Source organism: Corynebacterium sp. NML180780, assembly GCF_007786415.1.
GTDB classification, from domain to species: domain Bacteria; phylum Actinomycetota; class Actinomycetes; order Mycobacteriales; family Mycobacteriaceae; genus Corynebacterium; species Corynebacterium gottingense.
On record NZ_VNKN01000015.1, the window covers coordinates 44,760 to 69,857 of the forward strand.

Sequence of the window (25,098 nt, forward strand, 5' to 3'; positions counted from 1 at the left end):
CCTTGCTTCCCTTTTCATAGTATCCCGTACTGCAGATGACATAGTGCCTCGGACGACAGTATGTTCCACCCTCTTTGTTTAAGGCTCGAACTAACGGAAGTCTTTAAAGCGCTCGACATGCTCGGGCCAGTACTACTCACAAGAACTGCTAGCGTGTGTCAACCAGCCCGACATTGGAGTCATCATCGTCCTGTCGCAACTAATCAATGGGTGAGAGGTCCTTGGGGCCAAAAAGGATTATCGACTGAATGGACGCTTGCTGCAACCGATATTTCAAGCCCTACACGGAAGGAAAATGGCGAGGGGCCACTCGAAGCGACGAGACCTCGGGATCGATGGCGGGCAATGGTGCTGAAGGGGTGCTCTTTTCGCTTAGATTCACGGTTAGTTCTCCCAAGCGTTGGGCGAGCGGAAGGATGTTCACGGGGAAAGTTTGTGACGTTTGCACTGAGTAGCGCAAGAGGCCATCGTCGTTTCTCCAGAACTTCAGGATAATGGCGTCACTATAGGTTCTCTCTTCTGCTTCTATATGATAGGCGATGCGAATTTCATTCGCGTAAGTGTCCAAAAGATTGCACAGGGTCTCAGGGTCAACTCCTCCGTGACGAAGTGACCGGACCGCCAGCAGGTTCACGTATTCGACGAGATCCTCGCCCCAAGTTTTGCTCTCCACTTCACCCGTTTGGGAAAGAATCGCTTCAGATCGCACCGGGCCAAACTGCAGGGGATCTGATTTTTTGGGGTCGCTCCAGACCATCACGGCCCTAACAATGCCATAGCCGTTCGGTAAGTGGACAGAAGAAACCGGTCTGTATCTGCCAAAAGGAACTCCGGTTCAAAATCCCGAGGCATACCGCCGTTGAGCCATCGCAGATATTGCAGAGCTTGAGCGCGCGGATAGCCCCACTGATTGCCTCCAAAAAGCCCACCATGATCCTTATAGCCACGGATTCGAGGGGCCGGAACAAAAGAACCATCAGGGTGGAAGACTTCCACGTCTACAACGGTTCCGTCTCTATTGCTCCGCGTTGTGACATAACCGCGTGTGAAGCGGCCTGACTGGGTGGTTTTGCGTGAAGCCATTTAATATCCTTCTTCTATTAGAGATACATTTCTATTATACCCGTCCCATTAGTGCAGATCCGCGAACTTTTTGAAGGCTTCTCCGATTCGAGATAGTGACGTAGAGAAACTAACGGCACGTCCCAGAAGGCCAGTTGGCGCGTACAGTTTCGACAGCTACCCCCAAACCCGGTGCCATACAAATGACGTACGGAGCAGGTTTACAGTGTCGCAGATACCGCAAAAGGATGCCATTACCTGCGGATATGACAGGCGACAGAAACAGCCAGTACGTGAGTTCGAGCCTCACTTGGGGCACGCTTTTCGACGCCCCGCCGCCGGCCCACCAGCCAGCCGCGGGGCGTTCTTCGTGCGCCTGCCACCCACCGTTCTTGGGCTGCTTCCCGCCTCCTAGCCCCGCACGAGCAACTCGCAATCCGCACTCCATTTTGCGATACATTTCCGTTTCTCCACGTCCAGGACGTGACGGGGATTGCAGCCACCCTCATTTGTGCGCGAGTTCGCGTCAATCCCTAGCGCTGCGGTTTTGCAGAGGTCTAGCCTAAGCAGTTGTAGCAACAACCGCTTCCGAAGGAGATCCACCATGCGCTACACAAACGGCAACTACGAAGCCTTTGCCCGCCCCCGCAAGCCCGAAGGTGCTGACGAAAAGACCGCCTGGATCCTCGGCTCCGGACTCGCCGGGCTGTCCGCCGCAGCCTTCCTCATCCGCGACGCACAGGTGCCGGGCGAAAACATCCACATCCTCGAGCAGGCGAACATCGCCGGCGGCGCGCTCGACGGCATCAAAGAACCGGAGGACGGCTTTGTCATCCGCGGCGGCCGCGAGATGGAAAACCACTTCGAAACGCTGTGGGACCTCTTCCGCTCCGTCCCCTCGCTGGAAATCGAAGGCGCGAGCGTCCTTGACGAGTTCTACTAGCTCAACCTCGACGACCCGAACTACTCCCTCCAGCGCGCGACCGTCAACCGCGGCCAGGACGCACACACGGACGGCAAGTTCACACTTACCCGCAAGGCGCAGAAGGAACTGATCAAGCTCTTCTTGGCCACCCGCGACGAGGTGGAAAACGTGCGCATCAACGAGTGGTTCAGCGAAGACTTCCTGGAGTCCAACTTCTGGATGTACTGGCGCACCATGTTCGCGTTCGAGGAGTGGCACTCCGCGCTGGAAATGAAGCTCTACGTCCACCGTTTCATCCACCACATCGGCGGCCTGCCCGACTTCTCCGCCCTGAAATTCACCAAGTACAACCAGTACGAGTCCCTCGTCCTCCCGCTGACCAAATACCTGCAGGACAACGGCGTGCAGTTCGAGTACGGTACGCGGGTCACGGACGTCGACTTCCGCATCGCCAACGGCGAGAAGCAGGCCACGTACATCCACTGGGAGAAGGACGGCGAGGACGGCGGCGTCGCACTCACGGAGAACGACCTCGCGTTTCTCACCATCGGCTCACTGGTGGAAAACTCCGACAACGGCAACCACCACCGCGCGGCCAAGCTCAACGAGGGACCTGCCCCGGCGTGGGACCTGTGGCGCAAGATCGCGGCGAAGGACCCCTCGTTCGGCCGCCCGGACGTGTTTGGCAGCCACATCCCGGAGACGAAGTGGGAGTCGTGTACCGTGACCACGCTCGATGAGCGCATCCCGCGCTACATCGAGAAGATTGCCAAGCGCGACCCCTTCTCCGGCAAGGTGGTCACGGGCGGCATCGTTACCGCGCGCGACTCGAGCTGGCTGCTTTCGTGGACCGTGAACCGCCAGCCACACTTCAAGAACCAGCCAGATGACCAGATCGTGGTGTGGGTCTACGCGCTCTACTCGGACAAGCCTGGTGACTACACAGGTAAAACCATCGAGGAGTCCACGGGCGAGGAAATTACCCGCGAGTGGCTCTACCACCTCGGCGTCCCGGTTGACCAGATCGACGAGCTCGCCGCCACCGGCGCGAAGGCCGTCCCAGTGATGATGCCGTACGTTACGGCATTCTTCATGCCGCGCCAGGCCGGCGACCGCCCTGACGTCGTCCCGGAAGGTGCGAAAAACTTCGCATTCATCGGCCAATTCGCCGAGTCCGCGCAGCGGGACTGCATCTTCACCACCGAGTACTCGGTCCGCACTCCAATGGAGGCCGTTTACACGCTCATGAATGTCGAGCGCGGTGTGCCCGAGGTCTTCAATTCGACCTTCGACGTCCGCGCGCTTCTCGACGCCACCGTCCAACTCCGCGACGGCGAGCCGCTTGGCTCCGGCCGCGACACCAAGGCGGGCCGCTTCATGCGAAAGCACTTCCTGGACAAGATCGAGGACAACGAGATCGGCGAGCTGCTCCAGGAGTCGGGCCTGCTCAAACCGCGCAATTAGCCGCGTCCTCCACCTGCCAGGCCGCGCGCTGCACCGCGGCTTGGCGCGGGCCCCGGATTGCAACTTACATAGGCATAGTATATATTTACGCTATGCAGATTGACGAACAAGCACAGCTCGCCAATAACCTCGTGTGGGCCAGCAGCCGCTTCGCACGGACCGCATATCAAGCAACCCCGGTGCAACTCTCGTACGTCTCGCTACGCGCGATGTCCGCACTCAATCGCGAGCCCGGACTTCGCGTCGGAGAACTCGCACGTCGTGAGGGTATCACACAGCCGTCCATGAGTCAGGCAATCAAGAAGCTTGTCGACGGCGGCTTCATCACCCGCCACCCCTCGCCCGAAGACGCGCGCGCCGCGGACCTCATGATCACCGACAAGGGCCGCGACATTCTCCTGAAGTACCGCAACGACTCCGCCGCCCAGATTCTGCCTGTGCTGGACACGCTGAGCGACGACGACATCGCCGTGCTTCACCGCGCCTCCGAACTGCTCCAGCAGATCACCGAGGAACTCTCCGAGAAGCGCTAGCACATCTGCATCCCTACTTACTGAGGCCGGCAATCCAGTCGACCCCACCACATTTGTCATGCCCAAAAACAAGGAGGTTTTCATGTCCAACGCTGGTTTGGAAGACACCGAACCGCATTCAATGCTGAAGCAACCAATCGCTGTGTGGGCCCTCGCGTTCGCCTGCGCGGTCTCGTTTATGGGCATCGGCTTGGTCGATCCGATTCTGCCTGCCATCAGCCGCGAACTCGACGCGTCCCCCACGCAGACGATGCTGCTGTTCACCAGCTACCTGCTCATCACGGCGCTCGCAATGTTTTTCAGCGCCTTCATCTCCTCGCGAATCGGAGTCAAGGTCACACTCTTGATTGGCCTCGCACTCATCGTCGTCTTCGCGTTTCTGTCCGGCGCCGCTGGCTCCGTTGACGCCATCATCGGGTTCCGCGCCGGCTGGGGCTTGGGCAACGCCCTGTTCATCTCCACCGCGCTCGCAGCGATCGTGGGCGCCGCCGCAGGCAGCGCCGGTCAAGCCATCATCCTCTACGAAGCGGCGATGGGCATCGGCCTCGCCGTCGGCCCGCTGGCCGGTGGACTCCTCGGCGAGATCTCTTGGCGAGCCCCCTTCTACGGCACCGCCGTCCTCATGGCCATCGGCTTTCTTGCAATCGCGACGCTCCTCAAGCGCAAGTCCAACAACCCCGCCCCCGTCGAGTTCAGCGCAGGCTTCGTCGCGCTCAAGGAACCGGCGCTGCTCACGCTCGGCCTGGTCGCGTTCTTCTACAACTTCGGCTTCTTCACGCTTCTGGCGTACTCCCCGTACCCAATCGAGGAGGCCGCCTCGCTCGCAGGCAAGGACTTCGGCGCCATCGAGCTGGGGTTCGTCTTCTTCGGCTGGGGCCTCACGCTCGCCATCTCCTCGGTGTTCCTCGCACCCCGCCTCGTGCAATGGCTCGGCCTCTTCCCCGTGCTGAACCTGATCCTCGGCGGCTTCGGCGTTTTGCTCGCCTGCCTCGGTTTCGCCGCGCTGCACCTCACGGCGGTCGTCACCCTGGTCATCATCGCCGGCATCTTCATCGGCGTCTTCAACACCGTGCTCACCGAGGCCGTCATGGAAGCCACCCACCTCCCCCGCAACGTCGCCTCCTCCACGTACTCCGGACTGCGCTTCCTCGGCGGCGCCATCGCCCCCGCGGTCTCCGGCCCGCTCGCCGCCGCCCTCGGCGCAGGCGTCCCGTACTGGTTCGGCGCGGCGTCGCTGGTCCTCTCCCTCGCAATCCTGCTCGTGGGCAAGCGCAACCTGGGCCGCCTCGCTTAACGACGCCACCGCCCCAGCGCATGCGTGTTGGCGCCAGGGGCACTGGCGCTTTTAACACGAGGGCGACGGCACGCTACCCTTCATCCGGCGGGTCCGGGCTACGAAACGGCGCCCGCGCGGCGTGATCCGCCCCAGTCGGTGTGACCCGACCCGACGGCGAGACCCACACAATCCGCCCACCCCGACGCTGCGTCCGCCCACGCGACGGCCGACCGGCCTGATAATTGTGATACCGACACAACCACCCCAAATTCCCCACCTCAGTCTCACCCCCATGCTGATGCTCCACCATATGATGCGCATCGCACTGTGACGCCGGCACATCACAATCCTTCCACGTACACGTAAGCGAATCCGCCAACATCATCTCCCGATGCTTCCGATGCGCAAACCGCACATCATACGCATTCACCGGCCCATCAGCCGCCCCCACCAAAATGATCGCACCCAGTTCCTCGAGCTGCATCCGCACAAACTCCTCACCAGAACAAATCACCCCGTTGGCAAAATGCACCTCAACATCGTCGCCGGCACCCGAGATGATCTTCACGTAATCACCGAGATCCAAATTCGCAGTTACACGCACCGTGTAGTCCGCCTTCGGGCAATCATTGGCCAACCAACCAGCAACATCATCTTTCGCCGCATCGTAGACACCTTGCACCGCAAGGGCCGGCCCTGTCACACGAAGCGTTGCCAGCCCATCACCATGCTGGCGCACCCGCACCCCAGGCGTGCGCGCAGGCGCCGGCGACAACTCCTGCTTCAACTGCGCAGCAACACGGCGCACACACGCCAAATCACCACTGGTGGCACACAGCGTTTCAATAAACCGCCACCGGTTCGTCGCATCTGCAATCGAGCGCGACGCACGCGCAATATAGGCCAACGTATCCACCCGATGCCCGCACTCACGAGCACCTGCCACCGCACGGGCCTGGTAACGCGAATGCGACGTCGGCGCGTACAACATGCGGGCGGCAACGACTAGCTGGGCGGCGCGGTCGGGGGCCACGTCGGCGTCGATAAGCGAATCTGCAGACACGCCAACGGCCGCGGCGACGTAGTCAACGCCGGCGCGGTCGTGGGCCACAAGGTCTGCAATCACATCCATACCCAGCACCATACGGGCCCGTGACCAGCGCAAACAAGCACTTGTGAGAAGACTCCCAAAACACCCACCGAAGGGAACCGCGGGCCTACATATTGCGTCTAATACTGGTTAAGGGTTTTCCGCACGCCTCGCCGATGGGACAATGGTCCACCCACTTGGTTAGGATGTTCGCATGCGCCAGACCATTCTTGCCGGCACCATCGCTGCCGCACTCGCTGTATCCACCGTCCAGTTCAGCCCCCTCGTCCCGGCCGCCGCCGCTGCGGAGGCGGGGGAAAACGGGGGCGATGGGGCGTCGTCAAGCACTCGCCCCAAGGGCAACAAGCCCGGCGACCCCTCGCCCGGCCTGAAGCCGCTGGACTACGACGAAGAGAAGGATCCCATGCACCTGGATCCGGACAAGAACCCGGTGAAGAAGGTGTCGAGCTCCGAGATGTTCCTGGATTGGACCAAGGACATGGAGGAGGGCGACGGCAAGGACGTCGTGCAGGCGTGGGCGAAGAACTCGTCGGTGCCGGACACAGCGAGCCCGTGGGAGCTGGCGAAGCAGGAGGTGCAGGGCTCGTCGATGATGTCGTCCGGCTTCTTTACCGGCGACTTTGCGCAGAGCTCCGCGGGCTCGAGCCGCGCGGCGTCGTCCGTCATCCCAGTCATGCTGGGCCTGCTGGTGATCGGCCAGCTCGTGGAGCTGGTGATGCGCGGCATCCGCATGGCGCAGCAGTAGCTTTGCCGCACGGCATGGCGACTTCCCCGCCGACACCGTTGCGAGTAATATACAGTGCACAGTATATTTCTACGCTTCTGGAAGTTCCATGCACGCAACATTCACCGCACGCCGGGCAGGCGTCCTCGGGGCCTGCCTCGCCGCAGCGACCCTGCTGACCGGCTGCGTGACTAACACCGAGGACGGTACGCCCGATGGCTGGGAGCCGATCGTCCCGGAAGAAGTCCCCGAGATCGCGGCCCTTGTGCCTGAGCAGGTCGCCGCGGACGGCAAGCTTTCCATCGGCGCCAACCCGCCATTCGCCCCGTTTGAGTTTAAGAACTCCGAGGGCGAACTCATCGGGTTCGAGATGGACATCGGACGCGCACTCGCAGGCGTGATGGGCCTGGAATACGACCCACAAGACATGGACTTCTCCATGATCCTCCCCGCGGTGCAAGCCGGCAGCCTCGATGCCGGCATATCTGGATTCACTGACAACCCGGAGCGTCGCGAATCGTTCGACTTCGTCGACTTCCTGTACGCCGGCATCCAGTGGGCGCGGCAGACGGACAGCGCCGTCGACCCCAAGGACGCCTGCGGGCTCACCGTTTCCGTGCAGCGCACGACCGTCTCCGAAACCGACGACGTGCGCCCCAAATCCGACGCCTGCGTCGAGGCGGGCAAGGAGCCGATTACCGTCCTCTCCTTCGACACCGCCGATAACGCTGCGCTGGCCGCGCTCGTCGGCCGCGCGGACGCGTACAGCGCCGACTCCCCCGTCACCGCGTGGGCCGTGGAGCGCTCGGGCGGCGACCTCGAGCTCGTCGGCGAGATGTTTGACGCGGCGCCGTACGGAATCGCCGTACCGAAGGACTCGGAGCTGGGCCCCGTCATGGCGCTGGCCATGCAGCACCTGATCGTCACTGGGGAATACGCCCGCATCCTGGAGCAGTGGAACGTCGATAGTGGGCTGCTCGAGCACGCACTCCTGAACGAACAACCGATAGAAGGGCTGGGGTAACACCAGATGAGCAACAAGGTATACAGCCGGCGGAGCAAGCCGGAGCGCATCGAGGCGAAGCCGCTTCGCCACCCCGGCCGCTGGGTGCTCGCCGCGATCCTGATCGCACTCGTCGCCTGGTTCATCATCGGCGCCGCGCGTAACGACGCCTACGGGTGGGACACCTACTTCCAGTACCTCTTTGACACGCGCATCGCCGTCGCGGGCCTGCACACGCTCGCGATCACGCTGCTGGGTATGATCATCGGCGTCGTCGGCGGCATCTTGCTTGCGGTCATGCGCATGAGCCCGAACCCGGTGTTCAACGCGGTCGCCTGGCTCTTCCTCTGGGTCTTCCGTGGCACGCCGGTCTACGTGCAGCTGATGTTCTGGGGACTGATCGGCGCGATTTATGACTCGATCAACCTCGGCTTCACCGAGATCCCGCTCGAGCCGTTCACCTCTTCCGCGTTCGCGCTGGCGGTCGTGGGCCTCGGGTTGAACGAGGCCGCGTACATGGCGGAGATCGTCCGCTCGGGCGTGTCCTCGGTGCCGGAGGGCCAGGTCGAGGCGTCGAAGGCACTCGGCATGAGCTGGCGCCAAACGATGACGCGCACGGTGCTCCCGCAGGCGATGCGCATCATCATCCCGCCGACGGGCAACGAGTTCATCTCGCTGCTCAAGACCTCGTCGCTGGTCGTGGCGGTCCCCTACTCGCTCGAGCTGTACGGCCGCTCCATGGACATCGCGGCGGCCCTGTTCCAGCCGGTGCCGCTGCTGCTCGTCGCGGCGACCTGGTACCTCGTCATCACCTCGCTGCTCATGGTCGCCCAGTACTACCTGGAGCGCTACTTCGAGCGCGGTGCGACCCGCCAGCTCACCGCCCGCCAGCTCGCCAGCTTGGCCGACGCGGAGGGCACCATCCCCTCCAACGTGGAAATCATCACCGCACCGGACAAGAAGAAGGGACGCTAAGCCATGACGGTCAAAGCAACACCGATGATCCAGGCCGTGGACGTGTGGAAGTCGTTCGGCCAGCTGGACGTGCTCAAAGGCATCAACCTGGAGGTCATGCCGGGCAGCGTCACCTGCCTCATCGGCCCGTCGGGGTCCGGCAAGTCGACGTTTTTGCGCTGCGTCAATCACCTGGAGAAGGTCAGCGCGGGCCGCCTGTACGTCGACGGCGACCTGATCGGCTACCGCGAGCGCGACGGCGTGCTCTACGAGATGAGCGAGAAGGATGCGGCCAAGCAGCGCCGCGACATCGGCATGGTGTTCCAGAACTTCAACCTCTTCGGCCACCGCACGGTGCTGGAAAACATCATCGAGGCGCCCATCCACGTCAAGGGCGAGGACCCGGCGAAGGCGAAGGCGCGCGCGATGGAACTGCTTGAGATGGTCGGCCTCGCCGCGAAGGCCGACGCCTTCCCCATCCAGCTCTCGGGCGGCCAGCAGCAGCGCGTCGCGATCGCGCGCGCCGTGTCCATGGAGCCGAAGCTCATGCTTTTCGACGAGCCCACGTCCGCCCTCGACCCCGAGCTCGTCGGCGAAGTGCTGCGCGTGATGAAGGACCTCGCCGCCGAGGGTATGACGATGATGGTGGTCACCCACGAGATGGCGTTTGCCCACGAAGTGGCCGACCACGTTGCGTTCATGGCGAACGGCCAGGTCATTGAGTACGGCACGCCCGCCGAGGTCCTGGACAACCCGCGCGAGGAGCGCACCAAGGCCTTCGTTTCGACGCTGTTCTAACGCTCGTTCTAGCGCCCTTTACGCCCCGAACATCCCGACCAGCCCGCGCACGAGCGCGGTAAACCCGCCGAAAAACGCGAGCGAGAGCGCCACGGTGTGCGCCTTGGCGCTCGGGATGTGCGGGGCTAACTTCGTGCCCGAAACCTGACCGACAAAAAGCCCCGCGGCCGCCGCCACCCAGAACGCCGCCGGGATAGTCGCCAGGTTCGCAGCCCCGGTGAGCTCCTTGATCAGGAACGAGACCGCGCCGGAGACCATGAAGATGGGTTGCAAGGTCGCCGCGTAGGTGCGCTGCAGCCAGCGCGCCGCCTGCGAGTACACCGTGATGGCGGGCCCTGCCACGCCAGCGAGCGTGTTCATGAACCCGCCGACGGCGCCGGAGACGGCCGCGGGCAGCGCGCCTTCGATGGGCGGCACGTACCGCTTGCCCAGGGTCACCACGCTCAACGCGATGATGAGCACGATGCCGACGACCACGAGCAGCGCCGAGGGCGACACCGCGCGGATGAGGAACGCACCCGGCACCGCGCCGACGACGAGCGCCGCCGCAATCGGTGCGAACTTGCCCCAATCGACGTCCGCGCGCATGGACCACGTGTTCAGCACCGCGTTGATCGTGGCGAGGACGTTGATGAGGATGATGCCCACGACCGGCCCCAGCATGAGCGAGAGCGCGGGCGCGGCGATGAGACCGAGCCCCATGCCGGAGACGCGCTGGGAGATGGCGCCGGCAGCGATGGCAACGAACACGCCGACGGCGAGCCAGATCACTGGAACTTCTCCCGCATGGCCTCGCGGACCGTGTGCGGCACCAGCCCGGTGACGTCGCCGCCGTACTTGGCCACCTCTTTGCACAGGGAGGAGGAGACGTAGCCGTACTTCTCGTCCGTCATGAGGAAGTAGGTGTCGATGCCGGACAAGCGGCGGTTCATCTGCGCCATGGGCAGCTCGTAGTCGTAGTCCAGCGAGGAGCGCAGGCCCTTGACCAGGGCGGTCACGCGGTGCTCGTTGGTGTAGTCGACGAGCAGGCCTCCCCAGGAGTCCACGCGCACGCCCGGGATGTCCGCGGTCACCTCGCGGATAAGCGCCATGCGCTCGTCCACGCTAAACAGACCCGACTTCTTCGACGGGTTGCCGGTGACAAGCACGACGACCTCGTCAAAGCTGTGCGAGGCGCGGCGCACGATGTCGAGGTGCCCGTTCGTGATCGGGTCGAAGGACCCGGGGCAGACAGCGGTGGTCATTGCTCCTCGCTTTCGTTGGTCTCGGGGTCCGCGTAGACGGCCATGTCCATGCGGGCAATGCCGTAGGTGCGCTTCTTCAGCTTCTGGCCCGTCGGGGTGAAGGTCGCCGGCCAATCGGTCTCGGGGCTGTCGCGGTGGCGCTCGACGACGACCACGGCTCCGTCGATAAGCAATGGCTCGAGCGCGCGGACCATCTCGGCGACGGTGGCGTCATCGAGCGCGTACGGCGGGTCTGCGAGCACCATGTGGAAGTGCTTGCGCGGGGCGCGCGCAACGTAGGTGGAAGCCTTGACTGGCTCGATGCGGACGTCCGCGTGGCCGACGACCTCGGCGTTGTGCTCGATGACGGCGACCGCACGCGGGTCATTTTCCACCAGCACCACCTGCTGCGCGCCGCGCGACGCTGCCTCGAGGCCAAGCGCGCCGGAACCGGCGAACAGGTCGAGCACGTTCGCCCCCGTGAACCCGAAGCGGACCTGGAGGGACGAAAACAGGCCCTCGCGGGCGCGGTCGGATGTCGGCCTCGTGCCCTCGGGCGGGACCTTGATCTTCCTGCCGCGGGCGTCTCCGGAAATAATGCGGTTCATGCCACACACTGTAGCGGGCAGGTAGCGCGGGTTTAGCTTTTGTCTAGGTATTCGAAGTCTTCGGCGACAAAGTCCGCGGTGGCGCTGCGCGCGAACTCCAGGTTGTCGGCGACGATGCTGCCCGCGTCCCGGTAGGCGCGCTCGACGAGTGCTCGGTCGTCCACAAGATTGATCAGCCGCAGGGTGCGGTGCAGGCCCGATTGCTCCTTGCCCAGCACGTCGCCCTCGCGGCGGTTGAGCAGATCAAGCTCCGCGAGTTTGAAGCCGTCCGTGGTGGCCGCGACCTGCTGTACCCGGGTAAACGACGGGGAGCCCTGGTCCGCCAGCGTATGGAAGAGGCACCACGACTCGAACCCGCCACGGCCGACGCGCCCGCGCAGCTGGTGCAGCTGGGAGACGCCGAAGTGTTCGGACTCGCGCACCATCATCACCGTGGCATTGGGCACGTCCACGCCGACCTCGATCACCGTGGTGGACACGAGCACGTCCGTGGCGCCCGCGGCGAAATCCGCCATCACGGCGTCCTTCTCTTCGCCCTTCATCCGGCCGTGGAGGACGGCGACCGTGCTGTCCGGGAACTCCGCGTCGGCGAGGTACTCGGCCACCTCGTGCACGCCACCCTCGCCCTCGATCCTGGGGCAGACAATGTACGCCTGGTGGCCCGCCGCGATCTCTTCGCGGATCTTCTCCCACGCGCGCGCCACCCAGGACGGCCGAAACTCCGGCACGACCGAGGAGCGAATCGGCTTGCGCCCGCCTGGCAGCTCCTTGAGCGTGGACACGCTCAGATCGCCGAACACGGTGATGGCGATGGTGCGCGGGATGGGGGTCGCGGTCATGACGAGCAGGTGCGGGGTGCGCTCCCCCGCCTTCGCCCGCAGCGTATCACGCTGCTCCACCCCGAACCGGTGCTGCTCATCCACCACGACCAGCCCGAGGTTGAAAAAGTCCACCGTGTCCTGGATCAACGCGTGCGTGCCCACGACGATGTCCGCCTCGCCGGAGACGATCTTGAGCAGCGCTTCCTGCTTCTGCGCGGCCCCCATGGAACCGGTGAGCGCGACGACGCGCGCGGGAACGCCGGCGCGCAGCAGCGTCTCTGCAAGCGAGCGCGCGTGCTGCATCGCCAGCACCTCGGTCGGCGCGAGAAGCGCGGCCTGTGCGCCGTTGTCCACCGCCTGCAGCATGGCGATCAGCGCGATGATCGTCTTGCCGGAGCCGACCTCACCCTGCAACAGCCGGCTCATCGGCCGCACGGAGGCCATGTCCGCGCTGATCTCCCCGAACACCGCCGACTGGCCCTCCGTGAGCGCGAACGGCAGCTGGTCCAGCAGCCTCGCCTGGTCCCGGTCCGCCACCCGCGGCAGGGCCTCCGCGCGACGGTGCGAGAGGTCTGCCCGGCGCACCCCCATGGCCAGCGCGACGGACAGCGCCTCGTCGTACTTCAGCCGGTGCAGCGCCTTGCCGGGCCCCTCGGGGCCGGGCTCGTGGATCTGGCGGACCGCCGAGTTCAGCGGCAGCATCCCGATCGGCGTGAACCCGAGCGGCTCCTCGATGGTCGGCAGCGAGTGCAGGACCATGTGGACCGCGCCCATAATCGTCCAGGTGTTGATCCCCTTTTTCGCCGGGTAGATGGGCAGCCAGTCGCGCCCGGAAAGGATCTGCTCCAACGACCCGAAGTGCATGAGTTGTTTCAGTGAGCCGGTGGCCTGGGACGTGCCGTCGAGAAGCACGAAGTCCGGGTGCTGGAGCTGGGGGCGGCCGCGAAAAAAATTGAGCTTGCCGTTGAGCATCACGCGGCGACCCTCGCGGAGCATGCGTTGCGCGTAGGCGGAGCCGAAGAAGGTGGCGGGGATGGTTTGGCGGCCGTCGTCGACCTCGATGCGGAAGATGGGGCGCTTCGGGGTCTTGCGGTTCGGGATCAGGGTCGTGCTCACGACGGTGCCGATGATCGTCGCGGTGGAGCCCTCCTCCATGCCGGTCAAGTCTGCGCCCTTGCCGTACTGGAGGTAGCGGCGCGGGTAGTACTGCAGGAGCTCGCCGCAGGTCGTGATGTCCAGGTGCTTCGCAATCGCCCGCGCCTGTTTGAGCGGGATGACCAGGTTCAGCGGACGCGAGTCTGCAAACCCAAGCATGGACTACTCCACCCCGATCTCGGCGACCGCGCCGAGGCCGTCTGCCGGGTACGCCACCGCCTCAACGCCGAGCGACTCAGCGAACCGCACCGCGAGCGCGTCCAACTCGTCGGCGTGCAGGTAGGTGGGGTCGTAGAGCACCGTGACCTGCTCGCCGCCGTGGTCGAGCAGGCGCCGGCACGCGCCCTCGAGCGCCTCCGCCGGCGTGTCCGCGATGAGCACGGTCTCTCCATGCGCGGTGACGATGATGTCGCCCTTGCCCACGGGGCCACCCTGGATGAGCCCCGCCTTTGCAGCGCGGTGCGCGACGGCTGTGCGCATCTCGCCCGCGGCCTCAGACATGGTGAACGCGGCGGTCGCCAGGGGCTGGTTCGCGTCGTGGACGGTCAGCGCAGCGATCCCGGAGACCAGCCGCACGGTGGCGAGCAGCGTGATCGTCTGCTCGAAGGCCCGCGTCGCGCGCTCGACCGCGACCAGGTTCCGGCTGTCCAGCAGCCCGTTTGGCAGCAGGATCACCTCCTGGGCGCGGGAGCGGCGGATCGCTGCGAGGATGTCCGCCACCACATCAGGGCCGGGGGCAATGGTCACGGCGCCGGCCTGACCGTACAGCTCGGTGAGCGAACCGGGCGGCGTGACCGCGATGATCACTCGCTTCGGCGCGCGCGTCACCGGCTCCGCGGGCAGGATCTCCAGCCGCAGGTTACTGACCTGCCCTGCGCCGAAGGCCTGCTCGATCACCTCGCCGGCGCGCTCGGTATGGATATGGACGGTTCCCTCGTCCTCGCCGGCGCGCGCGACGACGAGGCTGTCTCCCAGCCCGACCAGCGCGTCTTCGAGCCTCCCGAGTGCGCCGACCTCGCCGCGGAAGTAGAACATGACCTCAAGGTTTCCCGCGGCACCGTGCGAGTGCGCCGCCGAGCCAGTGCTTCTGGGCGCCCCCTCCCCCGGCTCGCTTGCGCCCGGCGCGTTTTGCGCAGCGCCATCCGCTACCTCGGCCACGAGGGCTTCGAGGAGGATGACCAGCCCCGTCGCGCCCGCGTCGACGACTCCGGCTTGGCGCAGGGCCTCGAGCTGCGACGGCGTGTTCGCCAGCGCCTGCTGCGCCGCCCCGGTTGCGGCGGCAGCGACGTCGCTGAGCGTGTTCGCGGTGGTGCCGGCAGCCGCCTCCTCTGCGGCGACGGCGGCGGCCCGCAGCACGGTGATCACTGTGCCCTCGACGGGCTCGGCGATCGCCCGGTCCGCAAACCGCACCGCGGCGGCGAGCGCGTCGGCGACGATGGCCCCACCGGAGGTCTCCTCCGTCATGGACTGCGCCAGGCCGCGCATGACCTGGGAGAGCACGACGCCGGAGTTGCCGCGTGCGCCCCGCACCGCGCCCTGGGCGAGGGCTTCGGCGACCTCGGCGGCCGTGGCGTCCGCGCCGATCTGCTCGGTCGCCTCCACGGCAGCGTGCATTGTGTGCGCCATGTTGGAGCCGGTGTCCGCGTCGGGAACCGGGAACACGTTGAGCTCGTTGATCTCCACCCTGCGGCGTTCGAGTTCGCTGGCGGCGCGCCTGGCCCATGAGCGCAGGCGGTCACCGTCGAAGCCACGAGGAGTCACCATGAGCGGTTATCTTACAGGCCCCAGTCCACCGGCTGCCCACCTTGGTCTTGAAGCGCCTGGTTGGCCCGGCTAAACGGGCGGGAGCCGAAGAACCCTCGGTTGGCGGAAAGCGGGGACGGGTGCGGGGACTCGATGCGCGGCGTATCACCAAGGAAGCGCGCCGCCGACTGCGCGTCGCGGCCCCAGAGGATCGCCACGAGGGGCTGGTCGCGGGCCGCGAGCGCGCGGATCGCCGCCTCGGTCACCGCTTCCCAGCCCTTCCCGCGGTGCGAGGCGGGCGCACCGGGCCGGACCGTGAGCACGCGGTTGAGCAGCAGGATGCCCTGGGCGGACCAGGACGACAGGTCACCGTCGGCGCGCGGGGCGACACCGAGATCCTCCTGCAGCTCCTTGTGGATGTTGACCAGGCTGCGCGGCGGCTTCACGCCCGGCTGGGTGGAAAACGCCAGGCCCATCGGGTGGCCAGGCGTAGGGTACGGGTCCTGCCCGACGATGAGTACGCGCACCGTGTCAAACGGGTCCGCAAACGCGCGCAGGATGTCGTTACCGCGCGGCAGGTAGGCGTCCTCGCCGCGGAGGAAGTCTCCCATGGCGTGGATGCGGTCCTCCACTCCCGCGAGCGGTGCCTGCCAGGTCTCGTGTACGGGCAGATTCATCCGAAGCTCTCCCATCCGTTGGTGTAGTGGGGCGCGGTGGCGTCGATAAGCACCTGCCCCGTGCGTGTGACCCTCCCGATCGAGCGGAAGCCGACGGGCGCGGAGCCGTCGCAGGTACCCAGGAGCGTGTGGTCCTCGCCGCCGGTGAGCACCCACTCCCAGGGGTCCTGCCCGAGGAGCTCGCCGGCTTTGCGCAGCAGGTCGTCCGGCGCGATGGCCAGGCTGGACAGGTCGATGCCCACCTTGGAGTGCGTGGCAATCTGGGACAGGTCGCGGATCAGTCCGTCGGAGTTGTCCGTCATCGCGGTGGCGCCGGCGGCGCGCGCAACCACGCCGCGGCCGGGGGTCAGGCGCGGGACCTGGTGCGCGTGGACGAGCGGCTCGAGCGCTTCCGGGATCCGCACCCCCGCGTTGAGCAGCGCGAACCCGGCGGCGGAGTAGCCGATGTCGCCGTGGGCCACGACGCGCTGCCCGGGCCGCGCGTGGTCCAGCGAGAGCGGATCGCGGTTCCCGCCGAGCGAGCCGATCGCGGCGACGGAGACCACGAGCTGGTCTGACTGCGTTACGTCGCCGCCGACGAGCTCGGTGGAATAGTCCGCGGTTGCCTGGCCCACGCCGCGCGCAAGCCCCTCGATCACGGCGAGCGGCATCTCCGGCGGCGCGGCGATGGCCAGCAGCGCGGCGATCGGGCGCGCGCCCATCGCCTCGATGTCGGCGAAGTTTTGGACGACGGCCTTGCGCCCCACGAATTCCGGCGTGGTGAGGTCGGCGCGGAAGTGGCGCCCCTCCACGAGCATGTCGGTGGCGGCCACGACCCGCGAGTTCGGGGTCGAGGGGGTAAGCACGGCGGCGTCGTCGCCGTTGATGGGCGATGGCGAGGCGCGCACGATGGCGTCGATCACCGCGTGTTCGCCCACGGATGCCAGCGTGGGCCCGACGGTGGGAAACCCGGTTCGGATCACGGTTGCTATACCGCCTTTCGTTAGACTGTGACGCCATGAGTGCTTCCCCGGCGAACGAATCACAGGTTAATAGAACAGCGGTGTACGTCAGCCTTGGGCTCGCCGTCGTCTTCGTTGTGGCGGTGCTCGGCGGGGCGCGTTTCGTGGCTACCCAGGCGACGAACCAGCCGGTAGCGATGCCCCAACTCGACTCGCCGCAGGCCGGGTCTCAGGAGTGCAGCACGCTTATCGACGCCCTCCCTAACCGCCTCCTCTCCCACCGCCGCGCAGCACTTGCGGACCCCGCGCCCGAGGGCGCTGCCGCGTGGCAGTCCTCCTCCACCGAGCGGGTGACCCTGCGTTGCGGGGTGGCCATGCCGCAGCAGTACACCGCGTACGTCGAGCCTCTGACCTTCGAGGCCGCGGGCGCCCGCTGGCTGCGCGTCGACGACGCCACCCCCGGCTCCACCATGTCCACCTGGTACACCGTGGACCGCGAGCCCGCCGTGGCCGTCACCGCCGACGAGGCATCCCTCGGGCGCGATGACACCCCGCTCGACGGCCTGGACCTCTCCGGGCTGCCGGCGCAGCAACACGTCTACGCGCCGGCGCCGCTGACGCAGCTCGCTGCCGACGAGTCGGGCGCGGCGGACTCGTGCCGCGCGCTCACGGACGCCGCCCCCGACTCGATTGCCGAAGGCTACCGCCGCAGCGCGCCTCGCGACGTCCCCGAGTCCGCCCACGTCATCGGCTGGATCGCGGACGGCAAGGAGCCAATCGTGGTGCGCTGCGGTGTCGCGGACCCGGCAAGCTACGCCGCGGGGGCGCATCTCTCACAGGTGGATGAGGTCCCCTGGTTCGAGGACACGACGCTGGCGAACGGGACAACCGCCTCGACCTGGTACGCGCTGGGGCGCGCGACGGGCGTGGCGGTGTCGCTGCCGCAATCGGCGGGCAACGAGGCAATCTCGAACCTCTCCGCGCTCATCGCCGAGCAGCTGCCGGAGCAGGGCTAGCGCTACCGCTTCAGTGCGGTGGTGACCAGCAGGTCCAGCAGGTCTGGGTACGCCAGCCCGCTGGCCTGCCACACCTGCGGGTACATGGAAATCGGGGTGAACCCGGGCATGGTGTTGATCTCATTGAGCACCGGGCCGTCCTTGGTAACGAAGAAGTCGATGCGGGCCAGGGACTTGCAGTCCAGCGCCTCGAAGCAGCGCAGCGCGAGCCGCTTGAGCTCCGCGATCGTTGCCTCGTCGTAGGGCGCGGGAATGGTCGCGGTGACCTCGTTGTCCAGGTACTTCGTCTCGAACCCGTAGAAGCCCTCGGCGGAATCCTCGGTGCCGTTGAGCCTGGCGGGCACGCTCGCTTCAATGCGCCCGTCCGGGTGCTCGATGACGCCGACTTCAACCTCGTCACCGTGCAGCTCCGACTCGACGAGAACCTTGCCGTCCGATTCGTGGGCGAGCGCGATCGCCTCGTCTAGGGCCTCCCACGACTCCACCTTGGACACGCCAATCGACGAACCACCCGAGGCAGGTTTGACAAAGACGGGCAGTCCGAGGCGGGCACGCTGGGCGTCGTCAAGCGTCTGCCCTGCGCGCAGCACCACCTCCTCGGCGACAGCGACCCCCTCTGCCCGCACAAGCTTCTTCGTGTACTCCTTGTCCATGCCGCACGCGGAGGCGAGGACGCCGGGGCCGACGTAGGGCACGCCGGCCATCTCGAGAAGGCCCTGGATGGTGCCGTCCTCGCCGAACCTGCCGTGCAGGACCGGGAAGACAACGTCGACCTGAGCCAGGGCCTCGCCGCTTGCCGCGTCGACGAACACGCCGCGCCGGTCCGGGTTGAGTGAGAGCGCCACCTCGCGCTTCCCTGATACCTCCGGCAGCGTGGCGCCCGCGACCGGGTCGAGCGCGCCCTCCACCCAGGCGCCGCTGCGCGTAATGCCCACGGGGTAAATCTCGTAGCGCTCGGACGAGAGGTGCGCCATGACTGCGCCGGCCGAGATGCAGGAAATCGAGTGCTCGGTGGACTGGCCACCGTAAATGACGGCTATACGAATCACAGATCGAGACTACACCAGCCAGCTGCCCAGCCAGCTCCCCAGCTACTCAGACTTCTTGCTCCGCCCCATCAACGCTGCAATCGTCTCCGGCACCTTCACGCCCTTGTGGCACACGGCGTACACCGCCTGGGTCAGCGGCATGTCCACGCCCCGCTCCTGCGCGAGCTGGAAGATGCTTCTCGACGACACGACGCCCTCCGCGACCTGCCCCTTCGTCGCAGCCTTCGCCTCCTCGATCGTGGCCCCCTTGCCCAGCGCGGCGCCGAACGTGCGGTTGCGGGACAGCGGCGATGAGCACGTGGCGACGAGGTCGCCCAGGCCGGCCAACCCGGAGAACGTGCGGGCGTCCGCGCCCAGCTCCGTGCCGAGGCGGGTGATTTCCGCGAGGCCGCGCGTGATCAGCGAGGCCAAGGTGTTCTCGCCGAGGCCCTGGCCGGAGGCCATGCCGCAGGCGAGCGCGATGACGTTCTTGGTCGCCCCGCCGATCTCGCAGCCGACGACGTCCTCGTTGGTGTACGGGCGCAGGTAGTTCGTCGCGCAGGCGGCCTGCACCAGCTTTGCGCGGTTGAGGTCGGAGCAGGCGATGACGGTGGCGGCCGGCTGCTCGAGCGCGACCTCCTTGGCCAGGTTCGGGCCGGAGAGCACGGCGATGCGGTCCTCGGTCGCGCCGGTGACCTCGCCGATGATCTGAGACATACGCAGGTGCGTGTCCGATTCGATGCCCTTGGAGATGGACAGCAGCGTCGAATCGGTGCGCAAATGCTGCGCCCACCCGGTGAGGTTGTCGCGCATCGTCTGGCTCGGCACCGCGAAGACGACGATGTCCGCGCCGAGTGCGGCTGCGGCGTCGGAGGTGGGGCGCACGGCGTCGGGAAGCGTGATGCCCGGCAAATAGTCGGGGTTTTCGCGCGTGGTCTCTATCGTGCGGGCGAGCTCCGGGCGGCGCGCCCAGAGGTCTACCGCGTTGCCGGCGTCGGCGAAGACCTTTGCCAGCGTGGTGCCCCACGACCCGGCGCCGAGCACTGCCACATTCACCATTGCGTTGCTGCCTTCCTCATTCTTCCTCGCTGTGCCTCAACAAACTTTGTCAGCCTATCAAGAGTTTTGCACGCCGTGCGCGGCACGCGGGCGCAGCGGGCGCATTGGCGCGCGAGCACAGCGTGCGCAAAAATAGCGGGTATGGCTGACAAGAAATCGCGCGCGGGCGCGCCGCGCAAGGGGAAACTGCACGAGCAGCACAAGGACATCGCCGGGGAGATGTTCCTCACCGGGCGCCACCAGGAGATCCCGACGCGCCCGCTGGACGAGTTCCCCCGCACCACCCTGGCCGCGGGCGCGGTGCTGTGGCGCGGCGACCGCACCCAACCGGAATCCATCGAGGTGGCGTGCATCCACCGCCCGCACTACGACGACTGGTCCCTGGCCAAGGGCAAGCTCGACCCCGGCGAGTCCCTGGTGGTCACCGCGGTGCGCGAGATCCGCGAGGAGACCGGCTACGAGGTGCGCCTGGGCAAGCTGCTGGGCAAGACCATCTACCCGGTGAAGCACACCACAAAGGTGGTCTACTACTGGACGGGCGAGGTCACCGGTGGCGAGTTCACCCCGAACGACGAGGTGGACGAGATCCGCTGGCTGCCCATCCCCGAGGCGAAACCGCTGATGAGCTACAACCTGGACCGCCAGGTGCTGGAGAAGGCACAGAAGCGCTTTGCTCGCTCCGCGGATACCCGCATCCTCCTCGTGCGCCATGCTCGCGCGCACGAGCGCGCGAAGTGGTCCGGGGACGACAATCTGCGCCCGCTGGACAAGAAGGGCCGCCGCCAGGCGGAAATGTTGGTGCCGATGCTCTCCCCCTTCGCACCCACCCGCATCTTTTCGGCGGAGCCGGACCGCTGCCAGGCCACCGTCGAGCCGCTTGCGGACGAACTTGGCCTGGACGTCACCGTCGACCCTCGCTTCGGGGACCAGGCCTGGCTGGGCGATATGGTCGGCGCGAAACGCGCGTTCGAGGACGTGATCAACGCCGAGGGCACGAGCGTGATTTGCAGCCAAGGCGAGGCCATCCCGGGGCTGATAGCGTGGTTGGCAGCAAGCGGTACGCTGCCGATTGATACGGAAATCAACGCGAAAAAGGGCTCGGTGTGGTCGCTGACGTTCCACAAGGGCCAGCTCTCGGGTGCGGATTACCTGCCTTCGGCGCTACCGGTGAAGTAGCAGAAAGGACAATTATGGCTTTCGCCCCGATTACGCAGGAGCGCGTCGAGGCCACACTGGACGAGCTGGGCCTCAAGCACTACCGCAGCGAGTCGGACGACATGACGGTCACCGCGTTCCCCAGCGCGGTGTGCTTCTTCCGCTTCGACGGCGATATGTTCAACATCGTCGCCCGGTGGCTGGGTACCGCCCGCACCGAAGAAGACAAGCAAGCTTTGCGACGCTGCGTGAACACCATCAACCGCTCCCTGCCCCGCCTGCGCATTCACCCCACCCCGTGGGAAGACGACGCCTTGCTGGCCTTCGTCGATTCCCCGTTCTTCCCCAACGGCGGCGCAGAGGACGAGCAGCTCAAGCGCATGCTGGACTTCTACTTTTCCATGCTGCGATACGCCACCGATGCGCTCAACGAGGAACTCAGCGAGCTTCGCGACGACATCGCGCGCGAGCGTTCCGCCGAATCCAGCACTGCATCCGACGCATCCGACGCATCCGACGAGGGGGCACAGTAATGGCCGACCACACAACCGGTTACCGCAACACCGACCTGGACCGCGTGCGCGAGTACTTCCAGCAGCAGGGCTGGACTTACACCGACTCCGAGAACCCGGATTCGTTCCAGACCGGGTTCGCGGGCATCTCGATGGAAATCTCGTACACGTCGAACTCGATCGTGCTGTTTACCACCGTCGGCGTCAGCGAGGTCACCGCATCCCGCTTCGACGAGGTATTGACCTGGTGCGAGGAGTTCAACAACGTGCGCTCCTTCCCCACTGCGGTGGCGCTGGAGGACCCGGAACGCGACCTCGCCGCGCTGGGCGTGACCTACGCGCTGCCGTGCCACTGGAAGCACACCGACGAGCAGTTCCGCGACTTCGTGGACCGCGGCGTGCTCGGCCTGGTGAACGCCTCCAAGGCGTTCCTCAAGGAGTTCGCCCCGGAGGCGCTGGAAAACCTGCCGGAGTAGCGCGACTAGCGCACCGCCGGCTTGAACGCGGGGCGCTTCGCTTCGAAGACCTGGATCGCGGGCTCGTCGCGAAGCGTCAGCCCGATGTCATCCAGCCCTTCCATCAGGCGCCAGCGGGTGTAGTCGTCGATGTCGAAGGTGTACGTGTTCTCGCCGACGGTGACCGTGCGGTCCGCGAGCGAGACCGTGGCCTCCAAACCCGGCGTCTGCTCCAGCTGCTTCCAGATCAGCTCGATGTCTGACTCGCTCATGATGCCCGCGAGCAGGCCGGCCTTGCCGGCGTTACCACGGAAGATGTCAGCAAACCGGTGGCTAAAGACGGCTTTGAAGCCGTAGTCTATGAGCGCCCACACGGCGTGCTCGCGCGAGGATCCGGTGCCGAAGTCGGGGCCGGCGAACAGCACCGAGCCTGCCGCGAAGTCCTCCTGGTTCAGCACGAAGTCCGGCTGGTTCTCGCGCCAGTTGGAGAACAGGCCGTCCTCGAAACCGGTGCGGGAAACTCGCTTGAGGTAGCGGGCGGGGATGATCTGGTCCGTATCGACGTTTGACCTGGTCAGCGGCACCCCAACGCCGGTGTGGGTGGTGAACTTCTCCATGATGTGTACTCCTCGTTGTCGTGTGTGAGTGCTTATGGGCTTAGAGATCCGCGGGGCTGGCCAGGTGCCCGGTCACCGCAGTCGCGGCGGCCACCAGCGGCGAGACCAGGTGGGTGCGCCCGCCGGGGCCCTGTCGGCCCTCAAAGTTGCGGTTGCTTGTCGACGCCGACCGCTCCCCCGGCGCCAGCTGGTCCGGGTTCATCCCCAGGCACATCGAGCAGCCGGCGGTGCGCCACTCCGCGCCGAACTCGGTGAAGACCGCGTCCAGGCCCTCCTCTTCGGCCTGCTGCTTGACCAGTGTGGACGACGGCACAACGAGCATGCGGGTGCCGTCGGCAATGCGTCGGCCGCGCACGACCTCGGCGGCGGCACGCAGGTCCTCGATGCGCGCGTTGGTGCAGGAGCCGAGGAAGACGGTGTCGATGACGATGTCCCGCAGCGGCGTGCCCGGGGTGAGGTCCATGTACGCGAGCGCCTTCTCGGCGGCCTGCTTCGAGCTGTCGTCGGTGAAGCCCTCCGGGTCCGGCACGTTTTCACCCAGCGGGAGGCCCTGGCCGGGGTTCGTGCCCCAGGTGACAAACGGGGTGAGCGCCGAGCCGTCGATCTCGACGACGGTGTCAAAGGTGGCGCCCTCGTCCGTGGGAAGCGTCTTCCAGTACTCGACGGCCGCGTCCCAGTCGGCGCCCTTCGGCGCGTACTCGCGGCCCTTGACGTATTCGAACGTCGTCTCGTCCGGGGCGACCATGCCCGCACGCGCGCCCGCCTCGATGGACATGTTGCAGATGGTCATGCGCGCTTCCATCGACAGCTTGCGGATCGCCTCGCCGCGGTACTCGATGATGTGGCCCTGCCCGCCACCGGTGCCGATCTTGGCGATGATGGCCAGAATCAGGTCCTTCGCGCTCACGCCCTCGGCAAGCTCGCCGGTGACCTCAACGGCCATCGTCCTAAACGGCTTGAGCGACAGGGTCTGCGTCGCCATCACGTGCTCGACCTCGCTGGTGCCGACGCCCATGGCGATGGAGCCGAACGCGCCGTGCGTCGAGGTGTGCGAGTCGCCGCACACAATCGTCATGCCGGGCTGGGTGATTCCCAGCTGCGGGCCGACCGTGTGGACGATGCCCTGCTTGACGTCACCCATCGGGTGTAGCGTCACGCCGAATTCCTCGCAGTTCTTGCGCAGCGTCTCCACCTGGGTGCGCGACGTCGGCTCGGAGATCTCCAGCAGGTTGCCGTTCACGATGCCTTCCGTGGGCACGTTGTGGTCCTCGGTGGCCAGGTGCAGTTCGGGGCGGCGCATGGGGCGCCCGGCCATGCGCAGTCCGTCAAACGCTTGCGGGGAGGTGACCTCGTGGAGCAGCTGGAAGTCGATGTAGATAAGGTCGGGCTCGTCGCCCTTGCCTGCGGAAACGACGTGGTCGTTCCACACTTTTTCGGCCAGCGTCAGGGGCTGTTGCTCCATGGTGATTCTCCTTGGGTCAACGCACCGTCGAGAAGCGCTGCTTCCCAAAATGCGAGATGCTACTATCCATTACGTGAGACAGTATAGCGAAGACTCCGGCATCAAAGTGCTCGACCGTTCCGTAGCAATCGTCCGCTCGGTCGCGCGGGGCGACAAGACCCTCGCGCAACTCAGCGAGGACACGGGGCTGCCCAGGGCCACCACCCACCGCATTGCCACCGCGCTCGAGGTCCACCACATCCTCGCGCGCACCGACACGGGAGCCTGGACGGTGGGCCCCGCGCTCGAGTCGCTCTCTTCGGGTACGCCGCCGCGGCTGCTCAGTGCGGCGTCGCCCATCATGCGCGAACTCGTCGCCACGACCGGCGAGGCGGTCCAGCTCTACGAGCTCACCGGCGACACCCGCACGTGCATCGCCGCCGAGGAACCCGCGGCCGGCCTGACCTACACCGTGCCGGTCGGCTCGCAGCTCTCGCTCACCGCGGGGTCGGCCGCGCGAGTCTACGCCGCACATGCGCTTATCGACGCTACCCCGTTCCCCGCCTCCGAACTGGACTCCGTGCGCGAGACGGGCTTGGCAGAATCCGTCGCCGAGCGCGAGGTCGGCCTCGCGTCCGTCTCGACGCCGGTGCGCGACCCCGACGGCTCGATTATCGCGGTGCTCTCTGTCTCCGGCCCGGCGGAGCGGTTCTCCCCCAGCCCCGCCGACAAGTGGGGCGCGGAGCTCTTAAGCGCCCGCGGCCGGCTCGAGGCCGCCCTCTAAGTTAGGCCTCTAA

General features: G+C 66.2%; 25 protein-coding genes and 1 pseudogene. 12 read left to right on the forward strand and 14 right to left on the reverse strand.

Annotation, left to right across the window (positions count from 1 at the left end; translation table 11 throughout):
• Positions 1-280 precede the first annotated feature (280 nt).
• Positions 281-760: a hypothetical protein gene (locus tag FPP74_RS10465; RefSeq protein WP_143340324.1), complete on the reverse strand. Its 480-nt coding sequence runs from the start codon at positions 758-760 to the stop codon at positions 281-283.
• The gene (locus FPP74_RS10470; protein WP_143340325.1) at positions 757-1,083 is read right to left on the reverse strand and encodes a hypothetical protein; all 327 of its coding nucleotides are present in this window, start codon (positions 1,081-1,083) and stop codon (positions 757-759) included. Before FPP74_RS10470 ends, FPP74_RS10465 begins: the two co-directional genes overlap by 4 nt.
• A gap of 583 nt (positions 1,084-1,666) precedes the next feature.
• Between FPP74_RS10470 and FPP74_RS10475 the strand changes: the two are divergent.
• The 3 genes and pseudogenes from FPP74_RS10475 to FPP74_RS10485 all read left to right on the forward strand — a co-directional run bounded on the left by FPP74_RS10475 (position 1,667) and on the right by FPP74_RS10485 (position 5,278).
• Positions 1,667-3,451, forward strand: a pseudogene (locus FPP74_RS10475) (oleate hydratase).
• A gap of 92 nt (positions 3,452-3,543) precedes the next feature.
• Positions 3,544-3,984, forward strand: a complete 441-nt coding sequence (locus FPP74_RS10480) for a MarR family winged helix-turn-helix transcriptional regulator (protein WP_144718384.1) — start codon at positions 3,544-3,546, stop codon at positions 3,982-3,984.
• An 82-nt stretch (positions 3,985-4,066) separates the two neighbouring features.
• The gene (locus FPP74_RS10485; protein ID WP_186439435.1) at positions 4,067-5,278 is read left to right on the forward strand and encodes an MFS transporter; all 1,212 of its coding nucleotides are present in this window, start codon (positions 4,067-4,069) and stop codon (positions 5,276-5,278) included.
• A gap of 73 nt (positions 5,279-5,351) precedes the next feature.
• On the opposite strand, the gene FPP74_RS10490 is transcribed toward FPP74_RS10485, so the two are convergent.
• Positions 5,352-6,392 (reverse strand): HNH endonuclease signature motif containing protein, encoded by a 1,041-nt coding sequence (locus tag FPP74_RS10490; RefSeq protein WP_144718388.1) that lies wholly within the window; start codon positions 6,390-6,392, stop codon positions 5,352-5,354.
• A 172-nt stretch (positions 6,393-6,564) separates the two neighbouring features.
• Between FPP74_RS10490 and FPP74_RS10495 the strand changes: the two genes are divergently transcribed.
• The 4 genes from FPP74_RS10495 (at position 6,565) to FPP74_RS10510 (ending at position 9,850) form a co-directional block, all read left to right on the forward strand.
• Entirely contained in the window at positions 6,565-7,116 is a 552-nt protein-coding gene (locus tag FPP74_RS10495) for a hypothetical protein (protein ID WP_144718390.1), read from the forward strand.
• Between the two features lie 88 nt (positions 7,117-7,204).
• Positions 7,205-8,119 carry an ABC transporter substrate-binding protein gene (locus FPP74_RS10500; protein ID WP_144718392.1) on the forward strand — a complete coding sequence of 305 codons (915 nt, stop codon included), beginning with the start codon at positions 7,205-7,207 and terminating at the stop codon, positions 8,117-8,119.
• 6 nt (positions 8,120-8,125) lie between these two features.
• Positions 8,126-9,073, forward strand: a complete 948-nt coding sequence (locus tag FPP74_RS10505; RefSeq protein ID WP_144718394.1) for an amino acid ABC transporter permease — start codon at positions 8,126-8,128, stop codon at positions 9,071-9,073.
• 3 nt (positions 9,074-9,076) lie between these two features.
• Positions 9,077-9,850, forward strand: coding sequence for an amino acid ABC transporter ATP-binding protein (locus FPP74_RS10510; RefSeq protein WP_304505087.1), 774 nt, complete (start codon positions 9,077-9,079; stop codon positions 9,848-9,850).
• A gap of 18 nt (positions 9,851-9,868) precedes the next feature.
• On the opposite strand, the gene FPP74_RS10515 is transcribed toward FPP74_RS10510, so the two are convergent.
• The 7 genes from FPP74_RS10515 to FPP74_RS10545 are packed head-to-tail and all read right to left on the reverse strand — an operon-like array spanning position 9,869 to position 17,039.
• Positions 9,869-10,621, reverse strand: a complete 753-nt coding sequence (locus FPP74_RS10515; RefSeq protein ID WP_144718396.1) for a sulfite exporter TauE/SafE family protein — start codon at positions 10,619-10,621, stop codon at positions 9,869-9,871.
• Complete coding sequence (gene coaD, locus FPP74_RS10520; RefSeq protein ID WP_144718398.1) at positions 10,618-11,094, reverse strand: pantetheine-phosphate adenylyltransferase; 477 nt, start codon at positions 11,092-11,094, stop codon at positions 10,618-10,620. Before coaD ends, FPP74_RS10515 begins: the two co-directional genes overlap by 4 nt.
• Positions 11,091-11,681, reverse strand: a complete 591-nt coding sequence (gene rsmD / locus FPP74_RS10525; RefSeq protein ID WP_095534988.1) for a 16S rRNA (guanine(966)-N(2))-methyltransferase RsmD — start codon at positions 11,679-11,681, stop codon at positions 11,091-11,093. Before rsmD ends, coaD begins: the two co-directional genes overlap by 4 nt.
• Before the next feature lie 32 nt (positions 11,682-11,713).
• Complete coding sequence (locus tag FPP74_RS10530) at positions 11,714-13,816, reverse strand: ATP-dependent DNA helicase RecG (RefSeq protein ID WP_095548317.1); 2,103 nt, start codon at positions 13,814-13,816, stop codon at positions 11,714-11,716.
• Between the two features lie 3 nt (positions 13,817-13,819).
• On the reverse strand, positions 13,820-15,421 hold the full coding sequence (locus FPP74_RS10535; protein ID WP_144718400.1) for a DAK2 domain-containing protein: 1,602 nt from the start codon (positions 15,419-15,421) through the stop codon (positions 13,820-13,822).
• Positions 15,422-15,432: 11 nt separating this feature from the next.
• Positions 15,433-16,077, reverse strand: a complete 645-nt coding sequence (locus FPP74_RS10540) for a uracil-DNA glycosylase (RefSeq protein WP_144718402.1) — start codon at positions 16,075-16,077, stop codon at positions 15,433-15,435.
• Positions 16,074-17,039: a thiamine-phosphate kinase gene (locus FPP74_RS10545; protein WP_144718404.1), complete on the reverse strand. Its 966-nt coding sequence runs from the start codon at positions 17,037-17,039 to the stop codon at positions 16,074-16,076. Before FPP74_RS10545 ends, FPP74_RS10540 begins: the two co-directional genes overlap by 4 nt.
• 35 nt (positions 17,040-17,074) lie before the next feature.
• Between FPP74_RS10545 and FPP74_RS10550 the strand changes: the two genes are divergently transcribed.
• Positions 17,075-18,034, forward strand: coding sequence for a DUF3515 domain-containing protein (locus FPP74_RS10550; RefSeq protein ID WP_144718406.1), 960 nt, complete (start codon positions 17,075-17,077; stop codon positions 18,032-18,034).
• Between the two features lie 2 nt (positions 18,035-18,036).
• Here the strand turns inward: FPP74_RS10550 and FPP74_RS10555 are convergent, their stop codons facing one another.
• The gene (locus tag FPP74_RS10555) at positions 18,037-19,083 is read right to left on the reverse strand and encodes a D-alanine--D-alanine ligase family protein (RefSeq protein WP_144718408.1); all 1,047 of its coding nucleotides are present in this window, start codon (positions 19,081-19,083) and stop codon (positions 18,037-18,039) included.
• A gap of 42 nt (positions 19,084-19,125) precedes the next feature.
• Positions 19,126-20,121, reverse strand: a complete 996-nt coding sequence (locus tag FPP74_RS10560; RefSeq protein WP_095276170.1) for an NAD(P)H-dependent glycerol-3-phosphate dehydrogenase — start codon at positions 20,119-20,121, stop codon at positions 19,126-19,128.
• A 141-nt stretch (positions 20,122-20,262) separates the two neighbouring features.
• On the opposite strand from FPP74_RS10560, the gene FPP74_RS10565 reads away from it, so the two are divergent.
• The 3 genes from FPP74_RS10565 to FPP74_RS10575 are packed head-to-tail and all read left to right on the forward strand — an operon-like array spanning position 20,263 to position 22,264.
• A complete protein-coding gene (locus FPP74_RS10565; protein WP_144718410.1) occupies positions 20,263-21,297 on the forward strand; it encodes a bifunctional NUDIX hydrolase/histidine phosphatase family protein in 1,035 nt (344 codons plus the stop codon).
• A gap of 14 nt (positions 21,298-21,311) precedes the next feature.
• Entirely contained in the window at positions 21,312-21,809 is a 498-nt protein-coding gene (locus FPP74_RS10570; protein WP_122085611.1) for a YbjN domain-containing protein, read from the forward strand.
• Positions 21,809-22,264, forward strand: a complete 456-nt coding sequence (locus tag FPP74_RS10575; protein ID WP_144718413.1) for a YbjN domain-containing protein — start codon at positions 21,809-21,811, stop codon at positions 22,262-22,264. Before FPP74_RS10570 ends, FPP74_RS10575 begins: the two co-directional genes overlap by 1 nt.
• A gap of 5 nt (positions 22,265-22,269) precedes the next feature.
• Here FPP74_RS10575 and leuD read toward each other — a convergent pair whose 3' ends face one another.
• Positions 22,270-22,860, reverse strand: a complete 591-nt coding sequence (leuD, locus tag FPP74_RS10580; protein ID WP_144718415.1) for a 3-isopropylmalate dehydratase small subunit — start codon at positions 22,858-22,860, stop codon at positions 22,270-22,272.
• A 40-nt stretch (positions 22,861-22,900) separates the two neighbouring features.
• Positions 22,901-24,322: a 3-isopropylmalate dehydratase large subunit gene (gene leuC / locus FPP74_RS10585; RefSeq protein WP_144718417.1), complete on the reverse strand. Its 1,422-nt coding sequence runs from the start codon at positions 24,320-24,322 to the stop codon at positions 22,901-22,903.
• Between the two features lie 49 nt (positions 24,323-24,371).
• Between leuC and FPP74_RS10590 the strand changes: the two genes are divergently transcribed.
• A complete protein-coding gene (locus tag FPP74_RS10590) occupies positions 24,372-25,085 on the forward strand; it encodes an IclR family transcriptional regulator (protein ID WP_144718419.1) in 714 nt (237 codons plus the stop codon).
• Positions 25,086-25,098: the final 13 nt, after the last annotated feature.

Excerpts from the sequence above, each read along its gene's own strand:
- FPP74_RS10510 (WP_304505087.1), top strand. The coding sequence starts at position 9,077 with ATGACGGTCAAAGCAACACCGATGATCCAGGCCGTGGACGTGTGGAAG.
- FPP74_RS10590 (WP_144718419.1), top strand. The coding sequence starts at position 24,372 with ATGCGAGATGCTACTATCCATTACGTGAGACAGTATAGCGAAGACTCC.
- FPP74_RS10470 (WP_143340325.1), bottom strand. The coding sequence starts at position 1,083 with ATGGCTTCACGCAAAACCACCCAGTCAGGCCGCTTCACACGCGGTTAT.
- FPP74_RS10550 (WP_144718406.1), top strand. The coding sequence starts at position 17,075 with ATGAGTGCTTCCCCGGCGAACGAATCACAGGTTAATAGAACAGCGGTG.
- FPP74_RS10530 (WP_095548317.1), bottom strand. The coding sequence starts at position 13,816 with ATGCTTGGGTTTGCAGACTCGCGTCCGCTGAACCTGGTCATCCCGCTC.
- FPP74_RS10535 (WP_144718400.1), bottom strand. The coding sequence starts at position 15,421 with ATGGTGACTCCTCGTGGCTTCGACGGTGACCGCCTGCGCTCATGGGCC.
- FPP74_RS10570 (WP_122085611.1), top strand. The coding sequence starts at position 21,312 with ATGGCTTTCGCCCCGATTACGCAGGAGCGCGTCGAGGCCACACTGGAC.
- FPP74_RS10560 (WP_095276170.1), bottom strand. The coding sequence starts at position 20,121 with ATGGTGAATGTGGCAGTGCTCGGCGCCGGGTCGTGGGGCACCACGCTG.
- FPP74_RS10565 (WP_144718410.1), top strand. The coding sequence starts at position 20,263 with ATGGCTGACAAGAAATCGCGCGCGGGCGCGCCGCGCAAGGGGAAACTG.
- FPP74_RS10485 (WP_186439435.1), top strand. The coding sequence starts at position 4,067 with ATGTCCAACGCTGGTTTGGAAGACACCGAACCGCATTCAATGCTGAAG.
- FPP74_RS10480 (WP_144718384.1), top strand. The coding sequence starts at position 3,544 with ATGCAGATTGACGAACAAGCACAGCTCGCCAATAACCTCGTGTGGGCC.
- FPP74_RS10495 (WP_144718390.1), top strand. The coding sequence starts at position 6,565 with ATGCGCCAGACCATTCTTGCCGGCACCATCGCTGCCGCACTCGCTGTA.
- FPP74_RS10575 (WP_144718413.1), top strand. The coding sequence starts at position 21,809 with ATGGCCGACCACACAACCGGTTACCGCAACACCGACCTGGACCGCGTG.
- FPP74_RS10500 (WP_144718392.1), top strand. The coding sequence starts at position 7,205 with ATGCACGCAACATTCACCGCACGCCGGGCAGGCGTCCTCGGGGCCTGC.
- FPP74_RS10490 (WP_144718388.1), bottom strand. The coding sequence starts at position 6,392 with ATGGATGTGATTGCAGACCTTGTGGCCCACGACCGCGCCGGCGTTGAC.
- leuC (WP_144718417.1), bottom strand. The coding sequence starts at position 24,322 with ATGGAGCAACAGCCCCTGACGCTGGCCGAAAAAGTGTGGAACGACCAC.
- coaD (WP_144718398.1), bottom strand. The coding sequence starts at position 11,094 with ATGACCACCGCTGTCTGCCCCGGGTCCTTCGACCCGATCACGAACGGG.
- FPP74_RS10505 (WP_144718394.1), top strand. The coding sequence starts at position 8,126 with ATGAGCAACAAGGTATACAGCCGGCGGAGCAAGCCGGAGCGCATCGAG.
- FPP74_RS10540 (WP_144718402.1), bottom strand. The coding sequence starts at position 16,077 with ATGAATCTGCCCGTACACGAGACCTGGCAGGCACCGCTCGCGGGAGTG.
- rsmD (WP_095534988.1), bottom strand. The coding sequence starts at position 11,681 with ATGAACCGCATTATTTCCGGAGACGCCCGCGGCAGGAAGATCAAGGTC.
- leuD (WP_144718415.1), bottom strand. The coding sequence starts at position 22,860 with ATGGAGAAGTTCACCACCCACACCGGCGTTGGGGTGCCGCTGACCAGG.